Source organism: Stenotrophomonas sp. AS012628 (genome assembly GCF_010608305.1).
Classification (GTDB): domain Bacteria; phylum Pseudomonadota; class Gammaproteobacteria; order Xanthomonadales; family Xanthomonadaceae; genus Stenotrophomonas; species Stenotrophomonas geniculata.
Genome location: NZ_VMBJ01000028.1, coordinates 34840 through 58571, shown reverse-complemented (window position 1 = coordinate 58571; position 23732 = coordinate 34840). Strand labels below are relative to the sequence as shown.

The following is a 23732-nucleotide window of genomic DNA, read 5'->3' as shown; positions in this document are numbered from 1 at the left end:
CGTCCCCCGCAACCGGACCCACCCCGCCATCCCACAGGAAACCAGCTTTTGCTTCGGCCGTTGCCGTTGCTGTTGCCTCTGCGGGTGCAGGGCGCAGCCCTGCAGCCCCCCCCTTCCCTGAGCATTCCACGTAGTGGTTTGAGCGCCGCGCACACGCCAGCCACGGCACGCTAGGCCAACGGAACCACCCGTCATCCACCGAGAACCACCATGACCCTGCGCCACCTGCCCCTGCGCTCCGCCCTGCTGCTGGTCCTGTCGTCCCTGCCGCTGGCCGCGCTGGCCGAGGCTACTTCACCCGCCCCCACCCAGCAGGTGCCTGGCGTCTATCACCAGCGCGTCGGCGCACTGCAGGTCACCGCCCTGTTCGACGGCGTGGTCGCGCTGGGCCGGCAGGAAGTGGTGGACGTGCCGCCGACGCTGGTCAGCCGCCTGCTGGAAGGTCGCTACGTACCTGAGGACAAGAAAGGCCTGCAGACAGCGATCAACGCGTTCCTGATCCGCCAAGGGAACCACCTGACCCTGGTCGATACCGGCACCGCGCAGTGCTTTGGCCCCGGCCTGGGCCAGGTGCTGGGCAATCTGCGCGCCTCCGGCGTCGACCCGACCGAGGTGGACGAGGTGCTGCTGACCCACGCCCATCCGGACCATCTGTGCGGGGTGCTCGACGCGCAGGGCAAGCCGGCCTATCCCAATGCCACGGTGTGGCTGTCCAAGGCCGATGCCGATTACTGGCTCAACCCGGCCAGCGAGGCCACCGCACCGAAGGGCGTGCGCTTCGCCTTCCCGTTGGCGCGCAACGCGGTGGCGCCGTACCAGGCCAGCGGCCACCTGCGCACCTTCAGCCCCGGCGATGCCCTGCCCGGTGGCGCGGTGGCGATGGACACCCATGGCCATACGCCCGGCCATGTCTCCTACCGGTTCGACAGCCAGGGCGAGTCACTGCTGGTATGGGGCGATGTGCTGCACTTCCATGCGGTGCAGTTCGCGCACCCGGAGGCGGCATTCGAGGCCGATTCGGACCGCAAGGCGGCCATCGCCAGCCGTCGCGGGCTGCTGCAGCAGGCCACCGCCAACGGTTGGTGGGTGGCCGGTGCGCACCTGCCGTTCCCCGGCCTGGGCCACGTGCGTGGCGAGGGAAAGGCCTATGCGTGGGTGCCGGCGGAGTACTCGCCGTTGAAATGAGCCGATGAGCCCTTGTAGAGCCGAGCCCATGCTCGGCTACCGGGGCCTGGCCGCGCTGCGCGCGGCAGCCGAGCGTTGGCTCGGCTCTACAGGAAAATCGGAAGCCTTATTCCAGCCCCAGCCAGCCGCCGATCACGCCGCGGGCTTCGTCCACACCGGTACGGTCTTCGCCTGAGAACACCTGCACGCTCACGCTGTCGCCATAGGCCGATTGCAGCTCCTTGCGCACCTTCTGCAGGGACTGCATCTGCTGGCTGCGGCTGAGCTTGTCGGCCTTGGTCAGCAACGCGTGCGCCGGCAGGCCACGCTGCACGGCATAGGACAGCATCTGCCGGTCGTAGTCCTTCAGCGGATGGCGGATATCCATCACCACCACCAGGCCCTTCAGGGCTTCGCGGGTACGGAAATACCTGTCGATGAAGGCCTGCCAGTGCGCCTGCAGGTCCAGCGGCACCTTGGCGTAGCCGTAACCGGGCAGGTCGACCAGATGCGCTTCAGGCGTGACCTGGAAGAACACCAGCTGCTGGGTGCGGCCGGGAGTCTTGGAGACACGGGCCAGGGCGTTCTGGCGGGTCAGCGCGTTGAGCGCACTGGACTTGCCGGCGTTGGAGCGGCCGGCGAAGGCCACTTCGGCCCCTTCGTCGGGCGGCAGCTGCCGCACGTTGTGGGCCGAAAGGTGGTAACGGGCGCGTTCGATGAGCAATGACATGTGCCTAGGATCGCATGTTGCGGCGCCGCGCGCCCGTGCCGGCGGCCGTTGCGGGCATTTTGCTGCAGTGCTGCGTTGACCGTGCGAGGAAACGGCGTTGATAATCCGGGCGACGCCGGCGGCCACCGCCCGGCCCGGTCCATACGGAGCTTCAGCATGCGCCACGCTCGCGTTCTTGCCGTATCCGCCCTTGCCACTGCTGTAGTCGTTGCCGCTGCTGCGTTCGCGCAGACCACGTTGACCCCGCTGCCCGACAACGGGCCGATCCGCACCGCCTCGCTGGAAGTGGATTTCAGCAAGACCACCTGGGGCGACGCCAAGGCCGGCCAGACCAAGGCCTCGGCCTGCGCGGCCTGCCACGGCGCCGACGGCAATTCCACAGTGGAGATGTACCCGTCCATCGCCGGCCAGAGCGAACGCTACGTCGCCCAGCAGATGGCCCTGATCGCCAACGGCCAGCGCAGCTCCGGTGCGGCGGTGGCGATGGTGCCGTTCGTGCAGAACCTCACCCCGCAGGACATGCGCGACATCGGCGCGTTCTTCGCCACCCAGAAGGCCACCGCCGGCATCGCCGATGACACGGCGGTCACCGACGGCCCCTACAAGGGCATGAAGTTCTACGAGATCGGCCAGCAGCTGTACCGCGGCGGCGACGCCAAGCGCGGCCTGCCGGCCTGCATGGCCTGCCACGGCCCCAGCGGCGCCGGTAATCCCGGCCCGGCCTATCCGCACATTGGTGGCCAGCACGCCAGCTATGTCGCGCGCCGCCTGCAGGAATACCAGGCCGGCCAGACCAACGAAACCGACAAGGCGCACTTCCAGATCATGGCCACGGTCGCGCAGAAGCTGAGCGAGCAGGAGGTGCAGGCACTGTCGAGCTACCTGCAGGGTCTGCACAACAAGGCCGACGACGTGGCCGTTGCCACCACGCCGGCACAACCGGCTGCCGCCCCCTGACCACCATTGGTCGGCCGGGGCCGCCACCGCGGCCCTCGCCTGCGGTATGTTTCCTTCACGCCGGCGACCGCGCCGGCGTTGCTTTTTTCAACGGAGATGCGTGTCGATGAGGTTGATTTCCCGCCTGCTGTTGTCTGTGCTGGTGCTGCTGCCGCTGGTAGCCTGCGCCGCAACCCCTGCCAATGCCCCGCTGGTCGAGGGCAAAGACTACGAGCGCATCGCCCAGCCGGGCCCGTTCCAGCCGCTGGCCGGCAAGATCGAGGTGGTCGAAGTCTTCGGCTACACCTGCCCGCACTGCGCCCGTTTCGAGCCGCAGCTGGAAGCCTGGGCAGCCAAGCTGCCGGCCGACGTACGCTTCACCCCGGTTCCGGCGGCCTTCGGCGGCGCCTGGGACGCCTGGGCCCTGGCCTACTACGCCGCCGACGAAGTCGGCGTGGCCAAGCGCAGCCACGGCGCCGTGTTCAAGGCCCTGCACCAGGACGGCTCGCTGCCGATGCAGAACGTTTCGGCCGATGAGCTCGCCACCTTCTACAAGGCCTACGGCGTGACCCCGGACCGTTACCTGCAGGCCCTGCGCGGCGATGCCGTACAGAAGAAGGTCGATGCCGCCCGCGCGTTCGCCCAGCGCACCAGGATCCCGGGGACCCCGGCGCTGATCATCAACGGCCAGTACCTGGTGCGTGGCGACAGCTTCGACGACCAGCTGCGCATCGCCTCGGCGCTGATCGCTCAGGCCCGCGCCGCCCGCGGCCGCTGAACCAACACCCACCACCGACACGGCGCTGTCGCCGCCGCGTGTCATCATTTCCCCCTGGCCGGCGCATGACGCCGGCCCCACCTTTCCAGATGCTGGAGACGTTTCCATGAAGATCCGTTACGCCCTCGCCCTCGCAGCGCTGCTGCCAATCCTGGCTGCCTGCAAGGCCGACGACGGCAGCACCAACACCACCGCGGCCCCGGCCGAACCGGCTGCAGCTCCGGCGACCACCGAACCGGCTGCGCCGGCCGCGGGTACCGAAGGCGCCGCACCGGCCGCTGCCGAAGGCGAGAAGGCCGCGGCTGAAGCCGCCCCGGCCGCTGCACCAGCCCCGACCACCGCCGCGCTGACCGGCCCGGCCCCGGTGGAAGGCGCCGACTACCAGGTGATCCCGAACGGCCAGCCGTTCCAGCCGGCCGCCGGCAAGATCGAAGTGACCGAGATCTTCGGCTACGTCTGCCCGGCCTGCGCCGCGTTCCAGCCGCTGGTCGGCCCGTGGAAGGCCGGCCTGCCGAGCGATGTGAACTTCGTCTACGTACCGGCCATGTTCGGCGGCACCTGGGACAACTACGCCCGTGCCTTCTACGCCGCGCAGACCCTGGGTGTGCAGGAGAAGACTCACGAAGCCCTGTACGCTGCCATCCATTCGCAGAAGACCCTGAAGGGTGAGCGCGGCACCGATTCAGTTGACGACATCGCCAAGTTCTACGGTGCCTACGGCGTGGATCCGAAGCAGTTCGCCGCCACCATGGGCAGCTTCGCAGTGAATGCCAAGACCAACTCGGCCAAGCAGTTCGCCCAGCGCAGCCAGATCAGCGGCACCCCGTCGATCATCGTCAACGGCAAGTACCTGGTGAAGGGCAAGAGCTTCCCGGACATGCTGCGCATTGCCGACCACCTGATCGCCCGCGAACGCGGTGCGGCCCAGGCTCACTGATCCAAGAGAAGCGTTTCCCGGCCGTGAATTCCCCCCGTACACGGACCCTGCGCTTGCTGACGGCCAACATCCAGGCCGGCTCAAGTACCCGCCGCTACAGCGACTATGTGACCCGCAGCTGGTCACATGCGCTGCCGGCGGGTCGCAAGCGCAGCAGCCTGGACGCGATCGCCACCCTGGCGCGCGAACATGACATCGTCGGCCTGCAGGAGGCCGACCCGGGCAGCCTGCGCTCGGGCTTCACCAACCAGACCCATTACCTGGCCCAGCGTGCCGGCTTCAACTACTGGAGCCACCAGCCGAACCGGCGCATGGGTGGGGTCGCCTCCAGCGCAAACGGCCTGCTGAGCAAGCTGGAACCGGTGGAAGTGCAGGACCACGCCCTGCCCGGCCGCATCGGCGGGCGCGGCGTGCTGCTGGCCAAGTTCGGCGATGGCGCCGACGGCCTGGCGGTGGCGGTGGCCCATCTGTCGCTGGGTGCAGGCTCGCGGATGTCACAGCTGGGCTTCATCGCCGAGCTGTTGTCCGACCACCCGAACGCCGTGTTGATGGGTGACTTCAACTGCCTGGCCGAGCGCCCGGAAATGCAGGTGCTGTACCAGAAGACCCGGCTGCAGCCCCCGGGCTGCATCGTGCCGACCTTCCCCAGCTGGCGCCCCGACCGCGCCATCGACCACATCCTGGTCAGCAGCGGCCTGCAGACCCGCGCCGTGGAGGCCGTTCCGGCCGCCTTCTCCGATCACCTCGCCCTGGCGATGCAGATCGACGTCCCGGCTGACGCCCTGCGCTGAACGCTCCTGGTGGGTGCCAATCTTGGTTGGCACGCCGCTCTGGTGGGTGCGGACCGTTGGTCCGCACGCTCTCTGCCGCTACCCGGCCTGCACCACCGGCACCTTCAACCGCCGCGCGGTCATCGTGCTGCCCACCGAGGCCAGCACCGTGCAGCCGATCGCCAGCCACTGCAATCCATGCAGGTGCTCGTGCAGCAGCAGCATCGCCCACAACGCGGCCACCGCCGGTTCCATGCTGATCAGGATGCCGAACGTTTCCTTCGGCAGGCGCTTGAGCGCCATCATCTCAAGCGACATCGGAATCGCGCTGGAGACCAGCGCCACCAGCAGGCCGGCCGCCAGGATCTTCGGCTCGAGCAGCGCGGCGCCGGCATGCACCACGCCCACTGGCACCACCACCAGCGACGCGGCCAGCAGCCCCAGCGAGACCGAGTGCCCAGCGTGCAGATGACCGGCACGCTTGCCGAACACGATGTACAGGCCCCAGCACGCCGCTGCGCCCATCGCATACAGCACGCCAGCCGGATCCAGCGCCGGGCCACCGCCCAGCGGCAGCAGCAGCAACAAACCCACCACCGCGCAGCCCACCCAGACGAAGTCGATGGGGCGTCGTGACGACAGCATCGCCACCGTCAGCGGCCCGGTGAACTCGATGGCCACCGCGATGCCGAAGGGAATCGTGCGCAGGGCCATGTAGAACAGCAGGTTCATCAGGCCCAGGGTGAGCCCGTAGCGCAGGATGGTGATCGCGTCCACGCGGCTGGTCTTCCAGCGCCATGGCCGCCAGAACACCAGCAGCAACAGTGCCGAGAAGCCCACACGCAGCGCGCTGGTGCCCTGGGCGCCGATCAGCGGGAACAGGTGTTTTGCGTAGGAGGTGCCGATGGCCAGCGAGGTGACCGAGCCGAGCACCGCCAGCGCCGGCAACATCGGCGCGAGTCGTGAGGTCTGCATGCGCAAAGTCTATTGCGCCGGCGCCGAGCACTTGGCTCAATTGACAGCCTGTTCGTGCAACTTCTGCTCGCCATGGCCATCGCTCCCGTGCTCGACAGCTTCGACCGCGCCATCCTCGACCTCCTGCAGCGGAATAACACCCTGCCGCAGCGCGAAATCGCCGAGGCCGTGCACCTGTCCACCCCGGCCGTGCAACGCCGCATCAAGCGCCTGCAGGACAGTGGCGTGATCGCCGCCAACGTGGCGGTGGTCGCCGCAGCCAAGGTTGGGCGACCGCTGACCATCATCGTCGAGGTGCGCGTGGTCAGCGAGCAGCGCGAACGCGTGGCGCCGTTCAAGCGCCGCGTGCAGGACGACCCGGCCGTGCAGCAGTGCTACTCGATCACCGGCGATGGCGATTTCCTGCTGCTGCTTTCGGCGGCGTCGATGGAGGAGTACGAAGCGATCACCGAGCGCCTGTTCGGTGGCGATGACAACATCGAGCGCTTCCGCACCTCGGTAGCACTGGGCACGCTGAAGCGGAGTTTCGAGGTTCCGCTGCTGCCGGTCCTGTAGCGTCGAGCCATGCTCGACTGCCTTTTGACCGCAAAACTGAAGCAGTCGAGCATGGCTCGACTCTACACTCCGAAACCATGAGCACATCGCCCTCCCACGCCCACCGCCTGCGCCGCTGGTTGCTGCGCGGCCTGTGGCTGGCCATTGCCGTCGTTGCGATGATGGCGTTGTGGAACAGTCCCTGGGCCGCCGCACCGAAGATGCTGTGGACACTCGCGCGGATGCCGCCGGCCACGCAACTGCCGGTGCCAGTGGACGGCGTGCGGCCACGCCAGATTGCCGATACCTTCGGTGCGCCGCGAGGCCGTGACCGCTCGCACGCCGGCATCGACATCTTCGCCAGCCGTGGAACGCCAGTGCGCAGCGCCACGGTCGGTGTCATCGCGGATGTCAGCGAACGTGGGCTCGGCGGGCGCCAGGTGTGGGTGATCGGGCCCGGACGCGAGCGCTACTACTACGCGCACCTGGAAAGCTGGGCCGAGGACCTGGCGCGTGGCCAGGTGGTCCAGCCCGGCGACCTGCTCGGCCATGTGGGCGACAGCGGCAACGCCAAGGGCACGCCCCCGCACCTGCACTGGGGCATCTACGGCGCAGACGGCGCCCGCGACCCGCTGCCACTGCTGCGCTGACCGCCATTGCGCACCCGCGCATCGATCTGTTCATGATTTGTAAATAGGAATAGTTCGTATTACCATTTCTTTCGTTTCCGGTGGTGCCAGGACGGCCTGCCCGTCCTCTCCCTACCCGTAGCGCCTCGCCTCCTGGATGCCGGCCGATCGCGCGTGCTCGCCCAGGACCCCCATGAACCGTTCCGCCTTCCGTACCCCGCCGCCGCAGCGGCTGTCCGTTGCCGTGTTTGCCGTTCTCTGCGCCGTGGCCCCGGCCGCCTTCGCCGACACCGCCGCCGACCCGACCACGCTGGACAAGGTCGTCGTCAAGGGCGAACGCGCCGAAGGCTACTCGGCGCGCCGCACCTCGGCCGGTACCCGCTTCGACCTGGCGCCGCGCGAGATCCCGCAGTCGGTCAGCATCATCAGCCACCAGCGCATCGAAGATCAGAAGCTGGACGACATCATCGACGTACTGGCCAACACCACCGGCGTCACCAGCACCCAGTCCGACAGCGAGCGCACCGAGTTCTACGCGCGCGGCTTCTACATCGATGCCTACCAGTTCGATGGCCTGCCGACGCAGATGGTGCAGAACTGGAGCTACGGCGATTCCGGCCTGGACCTGGCGCTGTATGACCGTGTGGAAGTGGTGCGCGGTGCCACCGGCCTGCTCAGCGGCGCCGGCAATCCGTCGGCGTCGGTGAACCTGATCCGCAAGCATGCCGACAGCGCCGAACTGACCGGCAGCGTCTCAGTGAACGTCGGCAGCTGGGGCCGCACCCGCACCACCGTGGACGTGGGCAGCGCGCTCAACGCCAGTGGCACGGTACGCGGCCGCGTAATCGGCAGCTACCTGGACACCGATGGCCAGATGGACCGCTACAACCAGCGCAAGACGCTGGGCTACGCCGTCATCGACGCCGACCTGACCCCGGACACGCAGCTGAGCGTGGGCTACGACTACCAGCAGAAGCGCGCCAATGGCGCGACCTGGGGCGGCTTCCCGATGTGGTACGCCGATGGCAGCCCGACGAACTATCCGACCTCGTTCAATCCGTCGCCGGACTGGACCTACTGGGACACCACCAGCAAGCGTGCGTTCGCCACCCTGCAGCACGCCTTCAGCAACGGCTGGAAGTTCAAGATCGGCGCCACCCACGACCGCACCAAGGCCGACGACAAGCTGTTCTATCCGGCCTATACCGCATTCAACAAGACCACGGGCGCCGGCATCACGCCGATGGCCGGCTTCTACAACACCGAGCGCAAGGTCGACGGCATTGATGGCTACATCGACGGTCCGTTCCAGCTGTTCGGCCGCGAACACCAGTTCATGGCCGGCCTGAGCTACAACAAGCGCGAATTCGCCAACTACGGTGACTTCCAGATGGGCGGTCCCGGCACCGGCTGGAATCCCTTCAGCTCCTATCTCGACTGGACCGGCAACATCGCCCAGCCGAACTGGAACCCGCTGGCGCTGGCCAGCCAGGGCACCATCACCCAGAAGGCCGGCTATGCCGCCGCGCGCCTGTCGCTGGCTGATCCGCTGAAGCTGATCCTCGGTGCGCGCTACACCCACTGGAAGAGCGAAGGCGAGAACGACGACCGCGAACACAAGGTGACCACCCCGTACGCCGGCCTGGTGTATGACATCAACGACACCTACTCCGCGTACGCCAGCTACACCGAGATCTTCCAGCCGCAGACCGCGCGCGACCGCAACGACCGTTATCTCGATCCGGTAGACGGCAAGAGCTACGAGGTGGGCGTCAAGGGCGCCTGGTTCGACAACCGTCTGAACGCCTCGTTGGCGGTGTTCCGCATCGAGCAGGACAACGTCGCCCAGGTCACCAGCGAACCGATCATCGGCCGCCCGGGTGAATTCGCCTCGATCGCTGCACGCGGTACCGTCAGCCGTGGCTTCGAGTTCGAAGTGAACGGCGAACTGGCACCCGGCTGGAACGCGACCTTCGGTGCTTCGCGCTATGTGGCAAAGGACATCAACGGCGCCGACATCAACACCAACCTGCCGCAGACCGCATTGAAGCTGTTCACCAGCTACACCCCGCAATCGCTGCAGGAATTGACCGTCGGCGGCGGTGCCAACTGGCAGAACCGCATCTACTACGCCGCACCGGTGGTGGGCCGCTTCGAACAGGAAGGGTATGCGCTGGTCAGTGCCTTCGTGCGCTACCGCATCTCGCCGGAGTTCAGCGTGCAGGCCAACCTCAACAACCTGCTGGACAAGAAGTACTACTCGCAGATCACCGGCTACGGTGCGTACGGCGATGGCCGGAATGGCTCGCTGACGTTCACCTGGGCGTTCTGATCAGGCGCGGGGCACGATCGCCCCGCACCTGTAGAGCCGAGCCCACGCTCGGCTGATTCTCTGAGCCGAGCGTGGGCTCGGCTCTACACCAGCAAGGCAGCGCCGGAACTGACCGGCACTGCCACCGTTACATCAGAAGCGCAGGTCCGCGCGCAGGTACCAGTAGCGGCCACGCGGGATGTCATAGGTCGAAGCGTCGTAACCGTTCAACGAGCACGACAGGCAGATCGGCGGATCCTTGTCGAACACGTTGTTCAGGCCGGCCGTCAGCTGCAGCCCCTTCATCCAGTCGATCTTGTAGCCCACCTGCATGTCATGGAAGGTGGTGGCCGACAGCGTATTGGTGCCCGCAGCCTGGTTGCTGCAGACCGGAAACACGGAAGCGTCACCGCAGTTTTCGGTCAGTTCGGAGATATGCCGCACGGTCCAGTTGGCGCTCCAGCGATCCAGCGTCCAGCCGATGCTGGCATTGCTGGTCCATTCCGGAATCGAGCTGTCGGCCACTTCCACGCCCGGCTTCTGCGGCTGCTTCTGGCCCGCCGCACCGGTGGCTTCGTAGCGACCCACGAAGGTGTTCTTCCAGCCCAGCTTGAACTGACCGATCGAGCTCTGCGGCAACGTCCAGAACAGATCCACATCCCAGCCATCGGTCTTGATCGAACCCAGATTGGTCAGGCGGTTGTTGAAGCTGCTGACCGCGCCGGTGCTGGCACGGGTGATGCCGTTGCAGTAGATCGGGTCCAGCGTGTCCACGCACAGGTCCAGCTGGGTCTGCGCGTTGATTGCCTGGATCGCGCCGTCGATGGCATGGCGGTAGAAGGTCACTTCCACATCGAAGCGTTCCGACCACGAACTGTTGCTGCCAAACCATGGGCTCCACACGAAGCCTGCGCTGAAGCTGCGCGAGCGTTCCGGATCCAGCTCGCGGTTGCCGCCAGTGGTCACCGAGATCTGCGAGTTGGCCTGCTGGAACCCGGCCGGTACGCCCAGCGCAGCACAGTTGGCCGCGCTGCCACGCGGCGGCGTACCGCCCAGGCCCACCGAGCACGGATCGAACAGCTGCAGGTCGGCACGCGCGGCCGAGCCGTACAGCTCACCGATCGATGGTGCACGGAAGCCTTCGGCATAGGTCGTGCGCAGCACGAAGTCATCGGTCACCTGCCAGCGCAGGCCGTACTTGGGCGTGAATTCACCACCGAAGGTGGAGTAGTCCGAGTAGCGCCCGGCCAGGCTCAGGTCCAGCTTCTTGCCGAAGGTCGAGTCGGCGAAGATCGGCACGCTCAACTCCAGATACGCCTCGTTGACGTCATAGGAGCCCGAGGTCGGCTGCGACGGCACGCCGTTGTAGTGGCCGGCCACCGTCAGCGGATCGGGCTGGTACGAACCCTCGTACTTGCGATACTCGAAGCCGGTAGCGAACGACACCGGCCCGGCCGGCAGCGTGAACAGGTCGCTGGACAGGTTGGCGGTGAACAGGCTCAGTTCGTTCTGGCTGCGGTCACGCACCACCGGCTGGATCCACTTCAGCATGTCCGGGGTGATCGAACCGACACCGCCGAAGATGTTCAGCGGCACGCAGCCCGGCGTCGCCGCACAGACCGACGGATCGCCCAGCGCCATGTTGACGTTGTAGATGTTGTAGCTGCCGTAGTTGGTCTGTTCGGCCTTGTTCTTGCTGTACATGCCGTTGACGTCCCAGTACCAGCTGCGGTCAGCCGCCTGGAAGTTGCCGACGAAGCCGGTGGCGAAATACGTGGTGTCCACTTCCTGCTTGAACACGCGCGCGCCGCCTTCCACCGGGCGGCGGCCGATCAGGCTCAGGTTGTCACCCGAGACCAGGTCGAAGCCGAACGGGTTGTACGGATTGAGCGCGGACACGGTGATGTTGTCGGCCAGCGGATTGCCGGTGGCGCCATCGGGGCCGAAGAACAGCGGCTCCGGGCCGGCCTGGTTGGTCGACTCACGACGGTTGCCCAGTGCCTTGACGTACCACTGCACGTTGTCGGTGATGTCGAAGCGGAACTGGCCGAACAGGCCTTTACGCTCCGAGGGCGTCAGCACCATGTTGTACTCGGCGAAATTGAACCGGTCGGCGCTGGTGAAGCAGTGATAGTCATCGGTGCGCGCGCAGCCGGCGCTGCCGTCGTAGCGCGGGTTGCTCACGCCGGTATTGGGCACGATGTTCTGCACCGCGCCGGTGTTCGGGTCGGTGAACATGAAGCGACCCTGCGGAATGCCACCGCTGCCGAACGCCAGCCCGGTGCCGGGAATCGGGAAGCGCGACTGCTCGCGGTCCTTGGCAAACACCGGATCCTGCTTGGTCCAGCTGGCGCCCAGGAACAGGCTGAAGCGGTCGCCGCTCTTGCCCCAGGCCAGGTCCACGCCCTTCTGCGTGCCATCGCCCTTGCTGTACTCGCCATAGTTCAGGGTCACCTGGCCGCCATCGAAGTCACGGCGGGTGATGATGTTGACCACGCCGGCAATGGCGTCGGAACCGTACAGCGACGACGCGCCATCTTCCAGCACTTCGATGCGCTCGACGATGGCCAGCGGAATGGTATTGAGATCGGTGGCCGAGCCGACGCCGGATGCGGATGACTCATTGACCCAGCGGATGCCGTCGACCAGCACCAGCACGCGCTTGGCGCCCAGGTGGCGCAGGTCCACCTGCGCCGAACCGGCACCTACACCACTGCCATCGGGCGGGAAGCCGAAGTTGCCGGACGAGTTGAACTTGGCGTTGAGCGCCGAACCGGAACCGGTGAGCTGCTGCAGCACTTCGCCGATCGAGGTCAGGCCGGTGCGTTCGATATCGCCGCGCGTCAGCGTCTGGATCGGCACCTGGCCTTCCACCTCAGCGCGCTTGATGCGGGTACCGGTGACTTCCACCGCATCCAGGTTGGTGGTGGATTGTGCAGCGGCACCCAACGGTGCCAGGGTCATCACGCACAGCGCGACGGCAACCGCCAAAGGGCGGTGGTGCAGGTGATTCATTCGCTCTCTCTCCAAAGGAATGTCGGGACATGGGCCGCCGCACTCCCTCCCTGCATGGCGGCGCCGTCTCCTTTGTAAACAAGTGGTAAAAATCGCGGCGTGATGATCGACACTCTTTCACGCGGAATTGACGCAATTGCAGGCCGATTGCGTCAGATAGCTGCAGGTTATGACCGGACGATACTGTTCACCGCAGGCAGCCTTGATGCAGGCTGCGACAGCGCGCGCCGGTAGCTGCCGCAGCTCATCAAGTAGACAAGTCGGTGCCCCGTCCCTAGTTGCCTGGCGCGGCGACGCGCAGCCCATGCTGGCTTACGGCCAGCAGCACGCGTGCCATGTCTCCGTAGTCGGTGTCGTCGGCGGTCGCCAGGTGCACCCACGGGCGATGCTGCTGCGGCATCTGCTGCGCCTGCATCAGGTGCCGCTGTAACGCGGCAGCGTCCAGCGGCTGGCCATTCCAGAACACCGCCCCCGCTGCGTCGATGCGCAAATTGATCGGCTGGGGCGAAGACGCCGGCCAGGGTGGGCACGAGGTGCGCTGCTGGAACGCCAGCAGGCCAGTTGCCTGCGCCATCGGCAGCGTGGCAATCACCAATGCCAGCAGCACCAGCATCACATCCACCAGCGGTGCCAGATTGGGGGTGGCCATCAGCGAGGTCGCGCGTTGTGTCCCGTATCGCATGCCACGTTCCCTCGCAGTAGGAGCGGCCTGCCGATGGCAGGCCGCCCGTTGCCGGACTCACCGCACGAACGCAATGCGCTCCATGCCAGTGGCTTCGGCCGCAGCCAATATCCGCGCCATGCCTTCGTACTCGGCCGCCGGATCGGTGGCGATGCGCAGCTCCGGCAGGTTGCCGGCATGTTCGCCCACCTGTGCCTGCAGGCGCGCCTGAAGCTCGCTGATCGTCATGGGCTGGCCATTCCAGCTGAGCTGGTTGGCAGCATCCAGGCGCAGCTCGATCGGCGGCGGCGGTTCGGGGCGATCGATCGTGCGATCGGTGGCCTGTGGTAACTGCACGGCAATCGGCCGGGCCACGATCGGCGCGGTCACGATGAAGATGATCAACAGCACCAGCATTACATCCACCAGTGGCGTGACATTGATGTCCGCCAGCGGACCGTTTCTTCCTGCGCTACTGAACGCCATGTGCCGCTCCCTGCAGCCGGGCCGTTCGCCCAAGGCCGACGTTACGACGCCTCCCATCCGCTGCGGCAGTGGCCTGCGCGGGGTCATTCAGCTGTCGTTGCCGACGCTCGGCGTGCACGCAATGCGAAACTGAATTCAGCCATCGCCCGCTATGCTGGTCGCCATGACCCGACGCACTTCAACTGCCCTGTCCCTGCTGCCCTTGGCCACCACGCTGCTGATCGGCTGCGCCAACGCCCAGTCCCTCGACGCCCAGAACGCGCAGCTGAAGGCTGCGATCGCGGCCGCCGAACGCGGCCAGTTCGATCCCGGCCAGGCCGCTGCACTCAGCCGCCATCCGGCTTACGGATGGCTGGAGTACGCCAACCTGCGCCGCAACATCGACACCGTCGATACCGCGCAGGCACAGGCCTTCCTCAAGCGCTATGACGGCCAGGCCGTGGCCAACACGTTCCGCAGCGTGTGGCTGCCCTCGGTCGCACGCCGCCAGGACTGGCCCACCCTGCTCGCCAACTGGGTGCCCACCGACAACGCCGGCCTGCGCTGTGCGCAGCTGACCGCGCGCCAGGTGACGGGCAAGGTCGATCCGCAGTGGATCAGCGAGGCGCAGGACCTGTGGCGCAAGAACGGCAAGTCGCTGCCGGACGGCTGTGATGCCGTTTTCGCCGTGCTGCAGGCGCAGGGTGGCCTGAGCGACGCCCTGCGCTGGGAACGCATCGATGCCGCCGCCGACGCCCAGCAGCCGGCCGTGATGCGCAGCGCTGCACGTGGCCTGCCTGCCACCGACCTGGCGCTGGCGAACAATTACGCTGCCTTTGTCGACAAGCCCAATGCGAGCGCACTGAACTGGCCACGCAACGAGCGCAGCCGGCGCATCGCCACCGATGGCCTGGCCAAGCTGGCCAAGGCCGACCCGGCCGCCACCGAACAGCAGCTGCCGCAGTATGCCCAGGCGCTGGGCCTGAGTGCCGAGCAGCAGGGCCAGGTGCTGTACCAGATCGCATTGTGGACGGTGGCGTCCTATCTTCCGGATTCGGCGCGCCGCCTCAATGCGGTACCCGAATCAGCCTATGACGAACGCCTGCACGAATGGCGCGTGCGCGAAGCGATGTCGCGCGGCGATTGGCCAGCGGCACTGACAGCGATCCGCAAGATGGCCAGCAAGCAGCGCAGCGACCCGCGCTGGCGCTACTTCGAAGGCCGCATGCTGGAGAAGACCGGCCAGGCCCAGCAGGCGCAGCCGTTGTTCCGCGAGGCCGCACGCGCACCGACCTTCCACGGTTTCCTGGCCGCCGACAAGCTGCAGCAGGGCTACACGCTGTGCCCGTGGAAGCCGAATGACAGTGCGCAGGCACAGGCAGTAGTCGCGCGCGATCCGGCCATCCAGCGCGCGATGGCGCTGTACCAGATCGACCGTGCCGGCTGGGCCGTGGCCGAATGGAACAGCGCGCTGTCGCGCTTCGATGACACCCAGCGCCGCCTGGCGGTACGCGTGGCGCAGGACAACGGCTGGTTTGACCGCGCCGTGTTCGCGCTCGGCAAGCAGCCGCAGGAACAGCGCCTGTACGACCTGCGTTTCCCGCTGCACCACGACGCCACCATCCGCCGCGAGTCGGCACGCAATGCCATCGACCCGGCCTGGGTGGCTGCGGAGATCCGAGCCGAAAGCACCTTCACTCCGCGTGCGCGCTCGCCTGCCAACGCCATGGGCCTGATGCAGGTGCTGCCGGCCACCGGTGCCGGCGTGGCCAAGTCGATCGGCCTGACCGGCTACGGCGGCGCCGACAGCCTGTACGACCCGGACACCAACATTGCCATCGGCACCGCCTACCTGCGCCAGCTGATGAACAAGTACGACGGCCTGCCGTACGTGACCATCGCCGCCTACAACGCCGGCCCGACCCCGACCGCACGATGGCAGGGCCAGCGCCCGGGCTTTGATCCGGACCTGTGGATCGAGACCATCAGCTACAAGGAAACCCGCGAGTACGTGGCCCGCGTGCTGGCCTTCAGCGTGATCTACGACTGGCGCCTCAATGGTGATGCGCTGCCGCTGAGCGACCGCCTGATGGGCCGCCTGGTGGACAAGCGCAAGCGCTTCAGCTGCGCGGCCGACGCCGAGCAGGGCGGCGATTGATCACCCGATGACGGTAGCGCCGGGCCATGCCCGGCGGACGCCATGATGTGTCCCGCCGGCCAGCGGCCGGCACTACCGTGCGATCATCCCCCCATGAAGATCTATCTTGTCGGCGGCGCCGTGCGCGACCGCCTGCTGCAGCGCCCTGCCGGCGACCGCGACTGGGTGGTGGTTGGCGCCACGCCCGCGCAGATGGAAGCGCAGGGCTACACCGCCGTCGGCCGCGATTTCCCGGTGTTCCTGCATCCGAAGACGGGTGAGGAATACGCGCTGGCGCGCACCGAGCGCAAATCCGGCCGTGGCTACCGCGGCTTCGTGGTCGATGCCGATCCGGCGGTGACGCTGGAAGAGGACCTGCAGCGCCGTGACTTCACCATCAACGCGATTGCCTGCGACGAAGACACCGGCACGCTGGTCGATCCCTACGGCGGTGTGCGCGATATCGAGCAACGCGTGCTGCGCCATGTCGGCCCTGCGTTCGTGGAAGATCCGCTGCGCGTACTGCGCGCGGCCCGTTTCATGGCGCGGTTTGCATCGCTGGGCTTTACCGTCGCCGATGAGACCATGGCACTGATGCGCGAGGTCGCCGCCAGTGGCGAGCTGGACGCGCTGGTGCCCGAGCGCGTCTGGCAGGAGCTGCGCAAGGCGCTGGTCAGTGAACGGCCCTCCGCCTTCCTGCGTACGCTGCACGATGCGCAGGCACTGGGCCCGATCCTGCCCGAACTGGAAGCACTGTACGGCGTACCGCAGCGTGCTGAATTCCACCCGGAAGTCGACACCGGCATCCACCAGGAAATGGTCAGCGACATGGCCGCGAAGCTCGCCCCCGGCGATGACCTGGTCGGCTTCGCTGCCCTCACCCACGATCTCGGCAAGGGCCTGACCCCGCCGGAGGAATGGCCGCGCCACATCATGCACGAGCAGCGCGGCATCAAGCCGTTGAAGGCACTGTGTGCGCGGTTGAAGATTCCCACCGAACACCAGCAGCTGGCCGAAGCGGTGTGCCGCGAGCACTTGAACGTGCACCGCATCGACGAACTGCGCGATGCCACCGTGCTGGAACTACTGGGCCGCTGTGATGCGTTGCGTCGGCCGGAGCGCGTGGCCCGCATCGCACTGTGCTGCGAGGCCGACAAGCGCGGCCGGCTCGGCTTCGAGGACGCCGACTACCCGCAGGGCGAAACACTCAAGCGCCTGCACCAGGCGGCGCTGTCAGTGCAGGCACGGGATCTGGATACCACACACCTGAAGGGGCCGGCCATCGGCGAAGCGCTGGCCAAGGCGCGGGTGAAAGCCATCGCCGCCGCCCGCTGAAGCACCTGGTGATGCCGGCTGCTGGCCGGCACCGATCGCCCGTCTATCGACGACGCTTACGCGAGAAGTGGTCGACAGCATGAGCACCCAACAAGATGGGTTGCATCAAGAGGAACAGCCATCCACCCAGCCGGAGTGTCTCCACCGGATTGAACCGGGTGATGAACGCAGCTACCAGTGCCAAACCCGCAACAAGGCCGACCTCATAGACCCACAGCGATCGGTTAGAACGCCTGCCCACGATGCTCCTCTCCATTGAACAGGACGCACTTGCAAGCCATCGCCGCCGTCCGGCACCACGGGTAGTGCCGGACGCTGGCCGGCAACTAGACACTCGCGGGATCAGTGCGCCATCCCACGGGTGATCGCCGCAGCTCGCTGCTTCAGCTGCGCCACCGCATCGGGAATCATCTCCATGCCCACGTCCAGGCCCGGGTTCAGCACCAGGCCGACGCCGTCGCCGATACCGGCCAGCAGCGCGTGCACCGCGATCGGCATGGCATGCGCAAACTGCGGCAGCTGCTCGTGCCACAGGCCGGCGCGCTCGGGCGCAGTGAACACCGCGAACATCGGTTCGCCGCTTTCGCTGGTCAGCACCAGCGGCGAGATGCTCTCGTCCCAGGCGCCATCTTCGCCAATGGCCTTGTCCAGCAGCACGAACGCCGTCGAGGTCAGCAGGCCGTCGAGGAACTGCGACGCAGTCAGCGTGCCGTCCTGGGCCTGCAGCAGGCGCACCTCGAGGTCGTTGAGGGGTTCGAACGAAGTGTCGTGGTCCATGGTCGGTTCCGGTACGTGATTGCAGGGCAGACTTTAACAGGCCCTGTCCTCAACCGAGGAATCCGTGCCGCCACAGCCAGCCCAACGCCGCCAGACCGGCCACCACCACCAGCATCAGTGGCAGGCCGAAGCGGTGCCGCCACGGAATCGGCACCCCACCCAGCTGCTGGTCCATGGTGTCGGTGTCCAGCACCCAGCCGTGCCCGCACCGGGTGCAGGCCAGCTCATAACGGCGATGGTAGGTGAGGCCGAACAGCAGGTCGATGCGCGCCATCTTGTAGCGCAGCTGGGGCGCGAACTTGGTTTCCGTCTGGCAGCGCAGGCAGTGGTGGGCTTCGCTTGGGCCGACCACCACCACCCGCTCCTGCTGGCCGATCAGCAACATGTATCAGCGGCCCTGGCAGGCGGGTTGGGCCAGCAGCCAGGCTTGGGCGGCGGCCAAAGTGGCCGGATCACCCTCGATGCGCTGGTCGGGTTCGATCTTCAAGCCATCGCCACGATCATTGCGGTCCCGCATCACGCTGGTGGTCAGCAGCAGGCGACTGCCATCGGCCAGTGTGCGCACGTTGTTGCCAGTCGAGACCCCTGCCGTCGGCTGGCCGAAGCTGCGCGTATGCGCGCGGCCACGCCACGCCAGTGCCGAGGCCTCGCCCGAACTGCCGGTACGCGGTCCGAACAGCACCGCCACCGGCGCGCCAGGCTGCCGCAGCACATAGCCGGTCTGGCCGAAGTCCAGCACCGGCTTGCCTGCATGCTGCACGGCGGTCGCGGTCAACGTCCAGCGCTCCGGCCCCTGTGCGGTTTCGAACGACCCCACATCTTCGTTGTTCACCACCGAGGTGCGCAGCAGCGGTGCCATGCCCAGCAGCATCGGCCACATGTTGCCACCGCTGTTGTCACGCAGGTCGACGATCCAGCCACAGCGCATGCCGTCGTCCTTGCTACGGATGACCTGCTGCCACCGCGCGGCGCGCTGGATGTTCTGGCGGAACGCTTCCTGTGGCGTCGCGCCGGGCGTGGAGGCATATCCCTCGATGACCAGCCAGCCGATGCGCGCATCCACCGCATCGGCGGCCTTGGCCCTTTCCACGGCGGCGGCGCCGACCTGCTGCGCGCGCGCAAGGGATTCGCTCTGGCGCTGGGTCGTCGTCCATACGCCATGATTGCCCGTGCTGACCGCAATGGCTTCGCGCAGTAACGCCAGCCGCTTCACGGGGTCGCCCTGCACCGATTGCAGTCGTGTGCGGGTTCCAGGCCAGTCCACCCGGTCGCGATACAGCGCCTGCCGTTCAAGCAGGTTGAGGATCTCGGCCTCCGCCTCCGGTGAGGGCACTTCGATTGCCTTGGGCGTATCGGCCATGGCGTTGGCAGCCACCAGCGCGATCACCAGCGCACCAATGCGACGCACTCCCTTGCGAACCTGCATGTGACGTTTCCTTGTCGTTGAGGCAGGCGCACAGCATAGCCCGCAGGTGATGGCTTTCGCCATGCGCGAACTGTCGTATCTGGCCCCGCCGCGGGTTGCAGCAAGACAGCGTGCACGCGATCAGTAAATTGCAACTTTGCCCATGTCATTGCCATGTAGAACGCGAGAAGGTTGCCTCCGTCGGCGCCTCCTGCGCTGGCCGGGATTGGCGTCCTGAATCAAACATCAAAGAGAACGGGTTGCCGTCGTTGCGGCAATCACGACAATGCACCGGCTCGCCTATGGCGGGCGGTGCGTGGGGATCCTCGTGATCCGTCGGCTTTTTTTCTCTTTGATTTTGACCGGCACGCCAACCCGCACCGCCCGCCACCTTGCATGCCGCAGGTGGCCTTGCTCCGTGAGGTTGCCGCCATGAACAAACCCTTCCCCACCTATCCACGCCTGCAGGCACTGCTCGGCGCCGCGTTGCCCGGCCTGCAGCTCTCCAATGCCGTAGCCGAGGCATTGGAAGATGCGCTCACCGAAGCCAACGAACAGGCGCCGCCGTCCGCATTCTTCGCGCGGTTGCGCGGCATCACGCACAGCCACGCTGCCGATGGTCAGCCGTGGCGCGAGCGGCAACTCAGCGAGGCGCGCGGTCGGGAACTGGCCGAGGCAACGCGCTGCCTTGCCGCATTGTCCGCCTGCGGCGGCGTGTTGCTGGCTGCACAGTCGGCGCGCGAGACGGACGATGCGCAGGCGCAGTGTCCGCCGCAGGTGGAGGAAGGGTTGCTGCATGCGGTGGTGGTGTTGGCCGATCATGCCGGGGCGCTGGTGGAACCGGATGCGTGCGCACCACTGTTGTAGAGCCGAGCCTATGCTCGACTGCGCGGAGGTCATGGCGTCGGTGGGATTCGTGCCGACCAAGGTCGGCACCTACCAGAGCAGGTCATGGCGGCGGAAAGCACCGTGCCGACCAAGGTCGACACCCACCAGAGCGGGTCATGACATCTGCACCGCGCGCTACCAGTCCGCGCGCAGGCCGATGTTGCCTTCGATGATGCGGCGCTTCTCGTTGCGGTCACCGCCCAGCTCGCGCGTGTAGTCGGCCACGGCGTACGCGCTGATGGTGCGATTGAAGCGCCCTACCACGCCGACACCGGCCTCCAGCGCGCGCGAGCGCTGCGAATTGACGATCACGTCGTCGTCGAAGCGGATGCGGTCTTCACCGGAGCGGCCATGCCAGTAATTGAGCTTGAAATACGGCTGCCAGCCGTTGTCGGCCAGCTGGTAATCGCCGGCCAGGCGCAGGCCGATGCGGCCGGTCCAGGCGTTGTCGTTGTCGAAACGCACGCTCGACACCTCATCGCGGCGGTCGTCCAGCGACGTGCGTTGCCAGATCACCTGTAGCTGCGGTTCCAGCCACCATGCGGACTGCCCAAACCGCAGCAGCGGCTTGCCGGCCTCCACAGACACGCTGGTGCCATCACCGCTCAAGCCGAAGCCAAGCCCGCGCGAGGAACGCACGCGGCCGTCGTAACGGCTCTGCATCGCCACGGCGTCGATGTAGCCACCACTGCTGTCGGTGAGCGTCCAGTACAGGCCCACGTGCTTGTCGTCCAGGCGGTTCTGTCCCACCTGTACGTTCTCCCAGCCCAGTGCCAGGCCGGTGGCCTTGCCCTGCGCGCGGGTGCGGCCGACGAACACGCCGATCTGGTTGCGGTGGTTGTCGGAGGCAGCGGCCCATACGTCGAGACCGGCCTGCAGGCCCATCACATCGCCATCGAAGCCCGGCTGCGCATCACCCTTCCAATGGATCTCGCTGCTCTGACCCACCAAGCGGCCCCAGGCGGTGCGGAATGCGCCCTGGTTGTACAGCAGGCGCTGCTCGCCCTGCCGCTCGTGGAAGGTGCCGAGGCTGGCCAGCGAGGTCTCGCGCAGGAGCGGCGGCACCACGGCATAGGTGGCAGTCTCCACGCGGTACAGCGGCACCACTGCGCCCTCGGCGGGGCGTGCACCCGGCGTCGGCGGGGCACCGGTTCCGGGCAGCGCACCGCCGGCCACTGGCACGTCCGGCACGGCCGGATCGCTGGGTGGCGCCACCGGCGCGGGTTCCGGTGGCGGTGGTGGCGGCGCGGTCTCGCCCGCGGTCAGATCCGGATCGGTGGCGCCTTCGGGCGGCGGCGGCGGTGCCGGGGTGATCGGCGGCGGTGGGGCCACTGGAGGCGTCAGCGGTGGCGGTGTCGCGCTGCCGCCACCGTTGGGTGCTGGCGTCGGCCCGGTCACCAGCGTCGAACGCAGGTACCAGTTCTCGGCGGTACCGGCACTGACACCGCCCTTGAACAGGAAGTACTCGTAGGCACCGGCCGCAACCGGTGCGAACAGCGAAAACGCACCCGGCGCGGTGCGGCCGCCATTCAAGGCCTGCACCACCAGGATGCCATCGGCCAGCGTGGCGGCGCCGCTGCCGCCGGCATTGAGCACGCCGATGCCGGTGGTCCCGGTGGCAGTACCGCCGTCGATCACCAGACGGTCGCTGGTGGAGTTGTCCGCGCCCAGCACGGTACGCAGGTACAGGCCACCACCGTCTCCGCGGTAGTTGCCACGCACGGTGAACACGTCGCCAGCGCCGGTACCTGTCAGGTCGATGCGCCCGGCATTGACCATCTCCACCAGTGCACCACTGTTGAATGGGCGGATGGCATGCCCCCCACTGCCCGCGTAGACGGTACTGGTGTCATCCACCGTAAGCGTGCCGGTGCCGCTACCGCTGTCGCCCAGCACCAGATCGCCATCGAAGCTCAGCTCGGTGCTGTTGGCCAGGCTGATCGCCTCCCAGTTCTGGAAGCGGCCCACGCCCGTGGTCTTGACGTTGCTCAGGTTGAGCTGGTCGATGCCACCGCCACCGTCGAACAGCGGAACCGCACCGAGGTTGCCCTGATTGAGGTTGCTGAGGTTGGCCACGTCGTTGTCCGGGCCCATGTCGATCGCGCCGTAGACGATGCCACCGCCATTCCAGTTGAAGGTGTCATTGCCGGTACTGAGCAGCACCTGCCCGCGCACGGTGCCGTCGGTGATGGTCACGCTGTCGTTGCCGCCGCTGACGCTGATGTTGCCGCCGATGTAGGCGGTACCCGAAATGATGATGGTATCGGTGTCGAAACCGGTAACCACATTGCCATCCACGGTGCCGCCGGACTGGTCCCACAGGTTCTTGTCCAGCTTCATGTTGACGCGGCCGATGCGGCCACCGGTCATCCAGGCCTGGTCGCCATCCTCGAACGCGCCGATGATGCGGCCACCGCTCATGCGGAAGGTATCGATGTTGTCGCCCTGCTGCAGCGCGCCGACCGTGCCGCCGCTCATGACGAAATCATCGCGGCCACTGCCCTGCGCTACCAGGCCGGTGACGGTGCCGCCGGTGACGGTCATCTGGTCATCGCCACTGCCTTGGTCGACGCTGTCGATCGTGCCATCGCTCAACAGCAGCACATCATTGCCATCGCCCTGCTGGACGCCACCGCTGATGCTGCCGGCCAGCATCTGCAGGCGATCGTTGCCGGCGCCGAACTGCACGCCACCGGTACCGCCGCTGATGGTGCCGCGGTTGACCACGCTGCTGTCGCCTGCACCTTTGAAGGCGATGCCCCAGCCAGCGGCTGCGCTGATCTGGCCGTCGTTGACGACGCCGCTGCCCCCCTGCAGATACAGCGCGTAGCCCTGTGCCGAGGAAATGCTGCCACTGGCAGCATTGTTGACCGTCACCACGGCGTCGGCATTGATGCCACCGGCGGTGCCGCTACCGACGGTGCCGCTGGCCGCGATGCTGCCCTGGTTGTTGATGGTGCCGCTGGCCGTCGGGGCGACGTAGATCGCATTGGCGTCGCTGCTACTCAGCTGTGCGCCGCTCTGCACGTTGATGGTAACGCCGGTGGCTCCGGCGCCAAGGGTGACTGGCGTTGCATCGGGGTTGGGCGCGGCCGCACTACAGGTGACGGTCTGCCCGGCGGCGGGGGCGGACGCATCGCATCCCGCCCAGGCTGCCGGGGCGGACAAGGCGAGCAACGACGGCGCCGCCAGGATCTGGACCAGGGAAACGGTCAAACGACGCCGGCGGAACCCGGGCGGGACGACATGGGACATACGGCACTCCTGGGTCGGGGATCAGGAACT

General features: G+C 67.1%; 20 protein-coding genes. 11 read left to right on the top strand and 9 right to left on the bottom strand.

Annotated elements, in window-relative coordinates:
• Positions 1 to 210 precede the first annotated feature (210 nt).
• Positions 211 to 1185 (top strand): MBL fold metallo-hydrolase, encoded by a 975-nt coding sequence (locus G5A07_RS13480; protein ID WP_159360577.1) that lies wholly within the window; start codon positions 211 to 213, stop codon positions 1183 to 1185.
• 106 nt (positions 1186 to 1291) lie between these two features.
• On the opposite strand, the gene yihA is transcribed toward G5A07_RS13480, so the two are convergent.
• Positions 1292 to 1894, bottom strand: coding sequence for a ribosome biogenesis GTP-binding protein YihA/YsxC (gene yihA, locus G5A07_RS13475; protein WP_014038472.1), 603 nt, complete (start codon positions 1892 to 1894; stop codon positions 1292 to 1294).
• Positions 1895 to 2050: 156 nt separating this feature from the next.
• On the opposite strand from yihA, the gene G5A07_RS13470 reads away from it, so the two are divergent.
• The 4 genes from G5A07_RS13470 to G5A07_RS13455 all read left to right on the top strand — a co-directional run bounded on the left by G5A07_RS13470 (position 2051) and on the right by G5A07_RS13455 (position 5336).
• Positions 2051 to 2851 (top strand): c-type cytochrome, encoded by an 801-nt coding sequence (locus G5A07_RS13470; protein WP_010480905.1) that lies wholly within the window; start codon positions 2051 to 2053, stop codon positions 2849 to 2851.
• Positions 2852 to 2957: 106 nt separating this feature from the next.
• The gene (locus G5A07_RS13465) at positions 2958 to 3608 is read left to right on the top strand and encodes a thiol:disulfide interchange protein DsbA/DsbL (protein ID WP_010480907.1); all 651 of its coding nucleotides are present in this window, start codon (positions 2958 to 2960) and stop codon (positions 3606 to 3608) included.
• 106 nt (positions 3609 to 3714) lie between these two features.
• Positions 3715 to 4545 (top strand): thiol:disulfide interchange protein DsbA/DsbL, encoded by an 831-nt coding sequence (locus tag G5A07_RS13460; protein ID WP_010480908.1) that lies wholly within the window; start codon positions 3715 to 3717, stop codon positions 4543 to 4545.
• 53 nt (positions 4546 to 4598) lie between these two features.
• The gene (locus G5A07_RS13455; RefSeq protein WP_177178893.1) at positions 4599 to 5336 is read left to right on the top strand and encodes an endonuclease/exonuclease/phosphatase family protein; all 738 of its coding nucleotides are present in this window, start codon (positions 4599 to 4601) and stop codon (positions 5334 to 5336) included.
• 78 nt (positions 5337 to 5414) lie between these two features.
• On the opposite strand, the gene G5A07_RS13450 is transcribed toward G5A07_RS13455, so the two are convergent.
• The gene (locus G5A07_RS13450) at positions 5415 to 6290 is read right to left on the bottom strand and encodes an EamA family transporter (protein WP_191863440.1); all 876 of its coding nucleotides are present in this window, start codon (positions 6288 to 6290) and stop codon (positions 5415 to 5417) included.
• A gap of 72 nt (positions 6291 to 6362) precedes the next feature.
• Between G5A07_RS13450 and G5A07_RS13445 the strand changes: the two genes are divergently transcribed.
• The 3 genes from G5A07_RS13445 to fhuE all read left to right on the top strand — a co-directional run bounded on the left by G5A07_RS13445 (position 6363) and on the right by fhuE (position 9785).
• Positions 6363 to 6845 carry an Lrp/AsnC family transcriptional regulator gene (locus tag G5A07_RS13445; RefSeq protein WP_164193352.1) on the top strand — a complete coding sequence of 161 codons (483 nt, stop codon included), beginning with the start codon at positions 6363 to 6365 and terminating at the stop codon, positions 6843 to 6845.
• 77 nt (positions 6846 to 6922) lie between these two features.
• Complete coding sequence (locus G5A07_RS13440; protein WP_191849994.1) at positions 6923 to 7474, top strand: M23 family metallopeptidase; 552 nt, start codon at positions 6923 to 6925, stop codon at positions 7472 to 7474.
• Positions 7475 to 7646: 172 nt separating this feature from the next.
• A complete protein-coding gene (gene fhuE, locus G5A07_RS13435) occupies positions 7647 to 9785 on the top strand; it encodes a ferric-rhodotorulic acid/ferric-coprogen receptor FhuE (RefSeq protein ID WP_191863439.1) in 2139 nt (712 codons plus the stop codon).
• A 132-nt stretch (positions 9786 to 9917) separates the two neighbouring features.
• Here the strand turns inward: fhuE and G5A07_RS13430 are convergent, their stop codons facing one another.
• The 3 genes from G5A07_RS13430 to G5A07_RS13420 form a co-directional block, all read right to left on the bottom strand.
• Entirely contained in the window at positions 9918 to 12779 is a 2862-nt protein-coding gene (locus G5A07_RS13430) for a TonB-dependent receptor (RefSeq protein ID WP_010480916.1), read from the bottom strand.
• A 274-nt stretch (positions 12780 to 13053) separates the two neighbouring features.
• Entirely contained in the window at positions 13054 to 13461 is a 408-nt protein-coding gene (locus tag G5A07_RS13425; RefSeq protein ID WP_054172506.1) for a biopolymer transporter ExbD, read from the bottom strand.
• Between the two features lie 57 nt (positions 13462 to 13518).
• The gene (locus tag G5A07_RS13420) at positions 13519 to 13926 is read right to left on the bottom strand and encodes a biopolymer transporter ExbD (RefSeq protein ID WP_191863438.1); all 408 of its coding nucleotides are present in this window, start codon (positions 13924 to 13926) and stop codon (positions 13519 to 13521) included.
• Positions 13927 to 14077: 151 nt separating this feature from the next.
• Here G5A07_RS13420 and G5A07_RS13415 point away from each other — a divergent pair, with 151 nt between their 5' ends.
• Both G5A07_RS13415 and G5A07_RS13410 read left to right on the top strand, forming a co-directional pair.
• Complete coding sequence (locus G5A07_RS13415; RefSeq protein WP_191863437.1) at positions 14078 to 16063, top strand: transglycosylase SLT domain-containing protein; 1986 nt, start codon at positions 14078 to 14080, stop codon at positions 16061 to 16063.
• Between the two features lie 93 nt (positions 16064 to 16156).
• Entirely contained in the window at positions 16157 to 17377 is a 1221-nt protein-coding gene (locus G5A07_RS13410; RefSeq protein ID WP_191863436.1) for a multifunctional CCA addition/repair protein, read from the top strand.
• Positions 17378 to 17719: 342 nt separating this feature from the next.
• Here G5A07_RS13410 and G5A07_RS13405 read toward each other — a convergent pair whose 3' ends face one another.
• The 3 genes from G5A07_RS13405 to G5A07_RS13395 are packed head-to-tail and all read right to left on the bottom strand — an operon-like array spanning position 17720 to position 19580.
• Positions 17720 to 18154: an SseB family protein gene (locus G5A07_RS13405; RefSeq protein WP_049452805.1), complete on the bottom strand. Its 435-nt coding sequence runs from the start codon at positions 18152 to 18154 to the stop codon at positions 17720 to 17722.
• 49 nt (positions 18155 to 18203) lie between these two features.
• The gene (locus tag G5A07_RS13400) at positions 18204 to 18539 is read right to left on the bottom strand and encodes a hypothetical protein (RefSeq protein WP_049434241.1); all 336 of its coding nucleotides are present in this window, start codon (positions 18537 to 18539) and stop codon (positions 18204 to 18206) included.
• Positions 18540 to 18542: 3 nt separating this feature from the next.
• On the bottom strand, positions 18543 to 19580 hold the full coding sequence (locus tag G5A07_RS13395; RefSeq protein ID WP_019338419.1) for a S41 family peptidase: 1038 nt from the start codon (positions 19578 to 19580) through the stop codon (positions 18543 to 18545).
• A 411-nt stretch (positions 19581 to 19991) separates the two neighbouring features.
• Between G5A07_RS13395 and G5A07_RS13390 the strand changes: the two genes are divergently transcribed.
• Positions 19992 to 20426 (top strand): hypothetical protein, encoded by a 435-nt coding sequence (locus G5A07_RS13390; protein WP_049434283.1) that lies wholly within the window; start codon positions 19992 to 19994, stop codon positions 20424 to 20426.
• Between the two features lie 156 nt (positions 20427 to 20582).
• On the opposite strand, the gene G5A07_RS13385 is transcribed toward G5A07_RS13390, so the two are convergent.
• Entirely contained in the window at positions 20583 to 23702 is a 3120-nt protein-coding gene (locus tag G5A07_RS13385; protein WP_191863435.1) for an autotransporter outer membrane beta-barrel domain-containing protein, read from the bottom strand.
• Positions 23703 to 23732: the final 30 nt, after the last annotated feature.

Bases quoted from the DNA above. Each gene is read 5' to 3' on its own strand.
- G5A07_RS13480 (WP_159360577.1), top strand. From the start codon at position 211: ATGACCCTGCGCCACCTGCCCCTGCGCTCCGCCCTGCTGCTGGTCCTG.
- yihA (WP_014038472.1), bottom strand. From the start codon at position 1,894: ATGTCATTGCTCATCGAACGCGCCCGTTACCACCTTTCGGCCCACAAC.
- G5A07_RS13470 (WP_010480905.1), top strand. From the start codon at position 2,051: ATGCGCCACGCTCGCGTTCTTGCCGTATCCGCCCTTGCCACTGCTGTA.
- G5A07_RS13465 (WP_010480907.1), top strand. From the start codon at position 2,958: ATGAGGTTGATTTCCCGCCTGCTGTTGTCTGTGCTGGTGCTGCTGCCG.
- G5A07_RS13460 (WP_010480908.1), top strand. From the start codon at position 3,715: ATGAAGATCCGTTACGCCCTCGCCCTCGCAGCGCTGCTGCCAATCCTG.
- G5A07_RS13450 (WP_191863440.1), bottom strand. From the start codon at position 6,290: ATGCAGACCTCACGACTCGCGCCGATGTTGCCGGCGCTGGCGGTGCTC.
- G5A07_RS13445 (WP_164193352.1), top strand. From the start codon at position 6,363: ATGGCCATCGCTCCCGTGCTCGACAGCTTCGACCGCGCCATCCTCGAC.
- G5A07_RS13440 (WP_191849994.1), top strand. From the start codon at position 6,923: ATGAGCACATCGCCCTCCCACGCCCACCGCCTGCGCCGCTGGTTGCTG.
- fhuE (WP_191863439.1), top strand. From the start codon at position 7,647: ATGAACCGTTCCGCCTTCCGTACCCCGCCGCCGCAGCGGCTGTCCGTT.
- G5A07_RS13430 (WP_010480916.1), bottom strand. From the start codon at position 12,779: ATGAATCACCTGCACCACCGCCCTTTGGCGGTTGCCGTCGCGCTGTGC.
- G5A07_RS13425 (WP_054172506.1), bottom strand. From the start codon at position 13,461: ATGCGATACGGGACACAACGCGCGACCTCGCTGATGGCCACCCCCAAT.
- G5A07_RS13420 (WP_191863438.1), bottom strand. From the start codon at position 13,926: ATGGCGTTCAGTAGCGCAGGAAGAAACGGTCCGCTGGCGGACATCAAT.
- G5A07_RS13415 (WP_191863437.1), top strand. From the start codon at position 14,078: ATGCTGGTCGCCATGACCCGACGCACTTCAACTGCCCTGTCCCTGCTG.
- G5A07_RS13410 (WP_191863436.1), top strand. From the start codon at position 16,157: ATGAAGATCTATCTTGTCGGCGGCGCCGTGCGCGACCGCCTGCTGCAG.
- G5A07_RS13405 (WP_049452805.1), bottom strand. From the start codon at position 18,154: ATGGACCACGACACTTCGTTCGAACCCCTCAACGACCTCGAGGTGCGC.
- G5A07_RS13400 (WP_049434241.1), bottom strand. From the start codon at position 18,539: ATGTTGCTGATCGGCCAGCAGGAGCGGGTGGTGGTGGTCGGCCCAAGC.
- G5A07_RS13395 (WP_019338419.1), bottom strand. From the start codon at position 19,580: ATGCAGGTTCGCAAGGGAGTGCGTCGCATTGGTGCGCTGGTGATCGCG.
- G5A07_RS13390 (WP_049434283.1), top strand. From the start codon at position 19,992: ATGAACAAACCCTTCCCCACCTATCCACGCCTGCAGGCACTGCTCGGC.
- G5A07_RS13385 (WP_191863435.1), bottom strand. From the start codon at position 23,702: ATGTCCCATGTCGTCCCGCCCGGGTTCCGCCGGCGTCGTTTGACCGTT.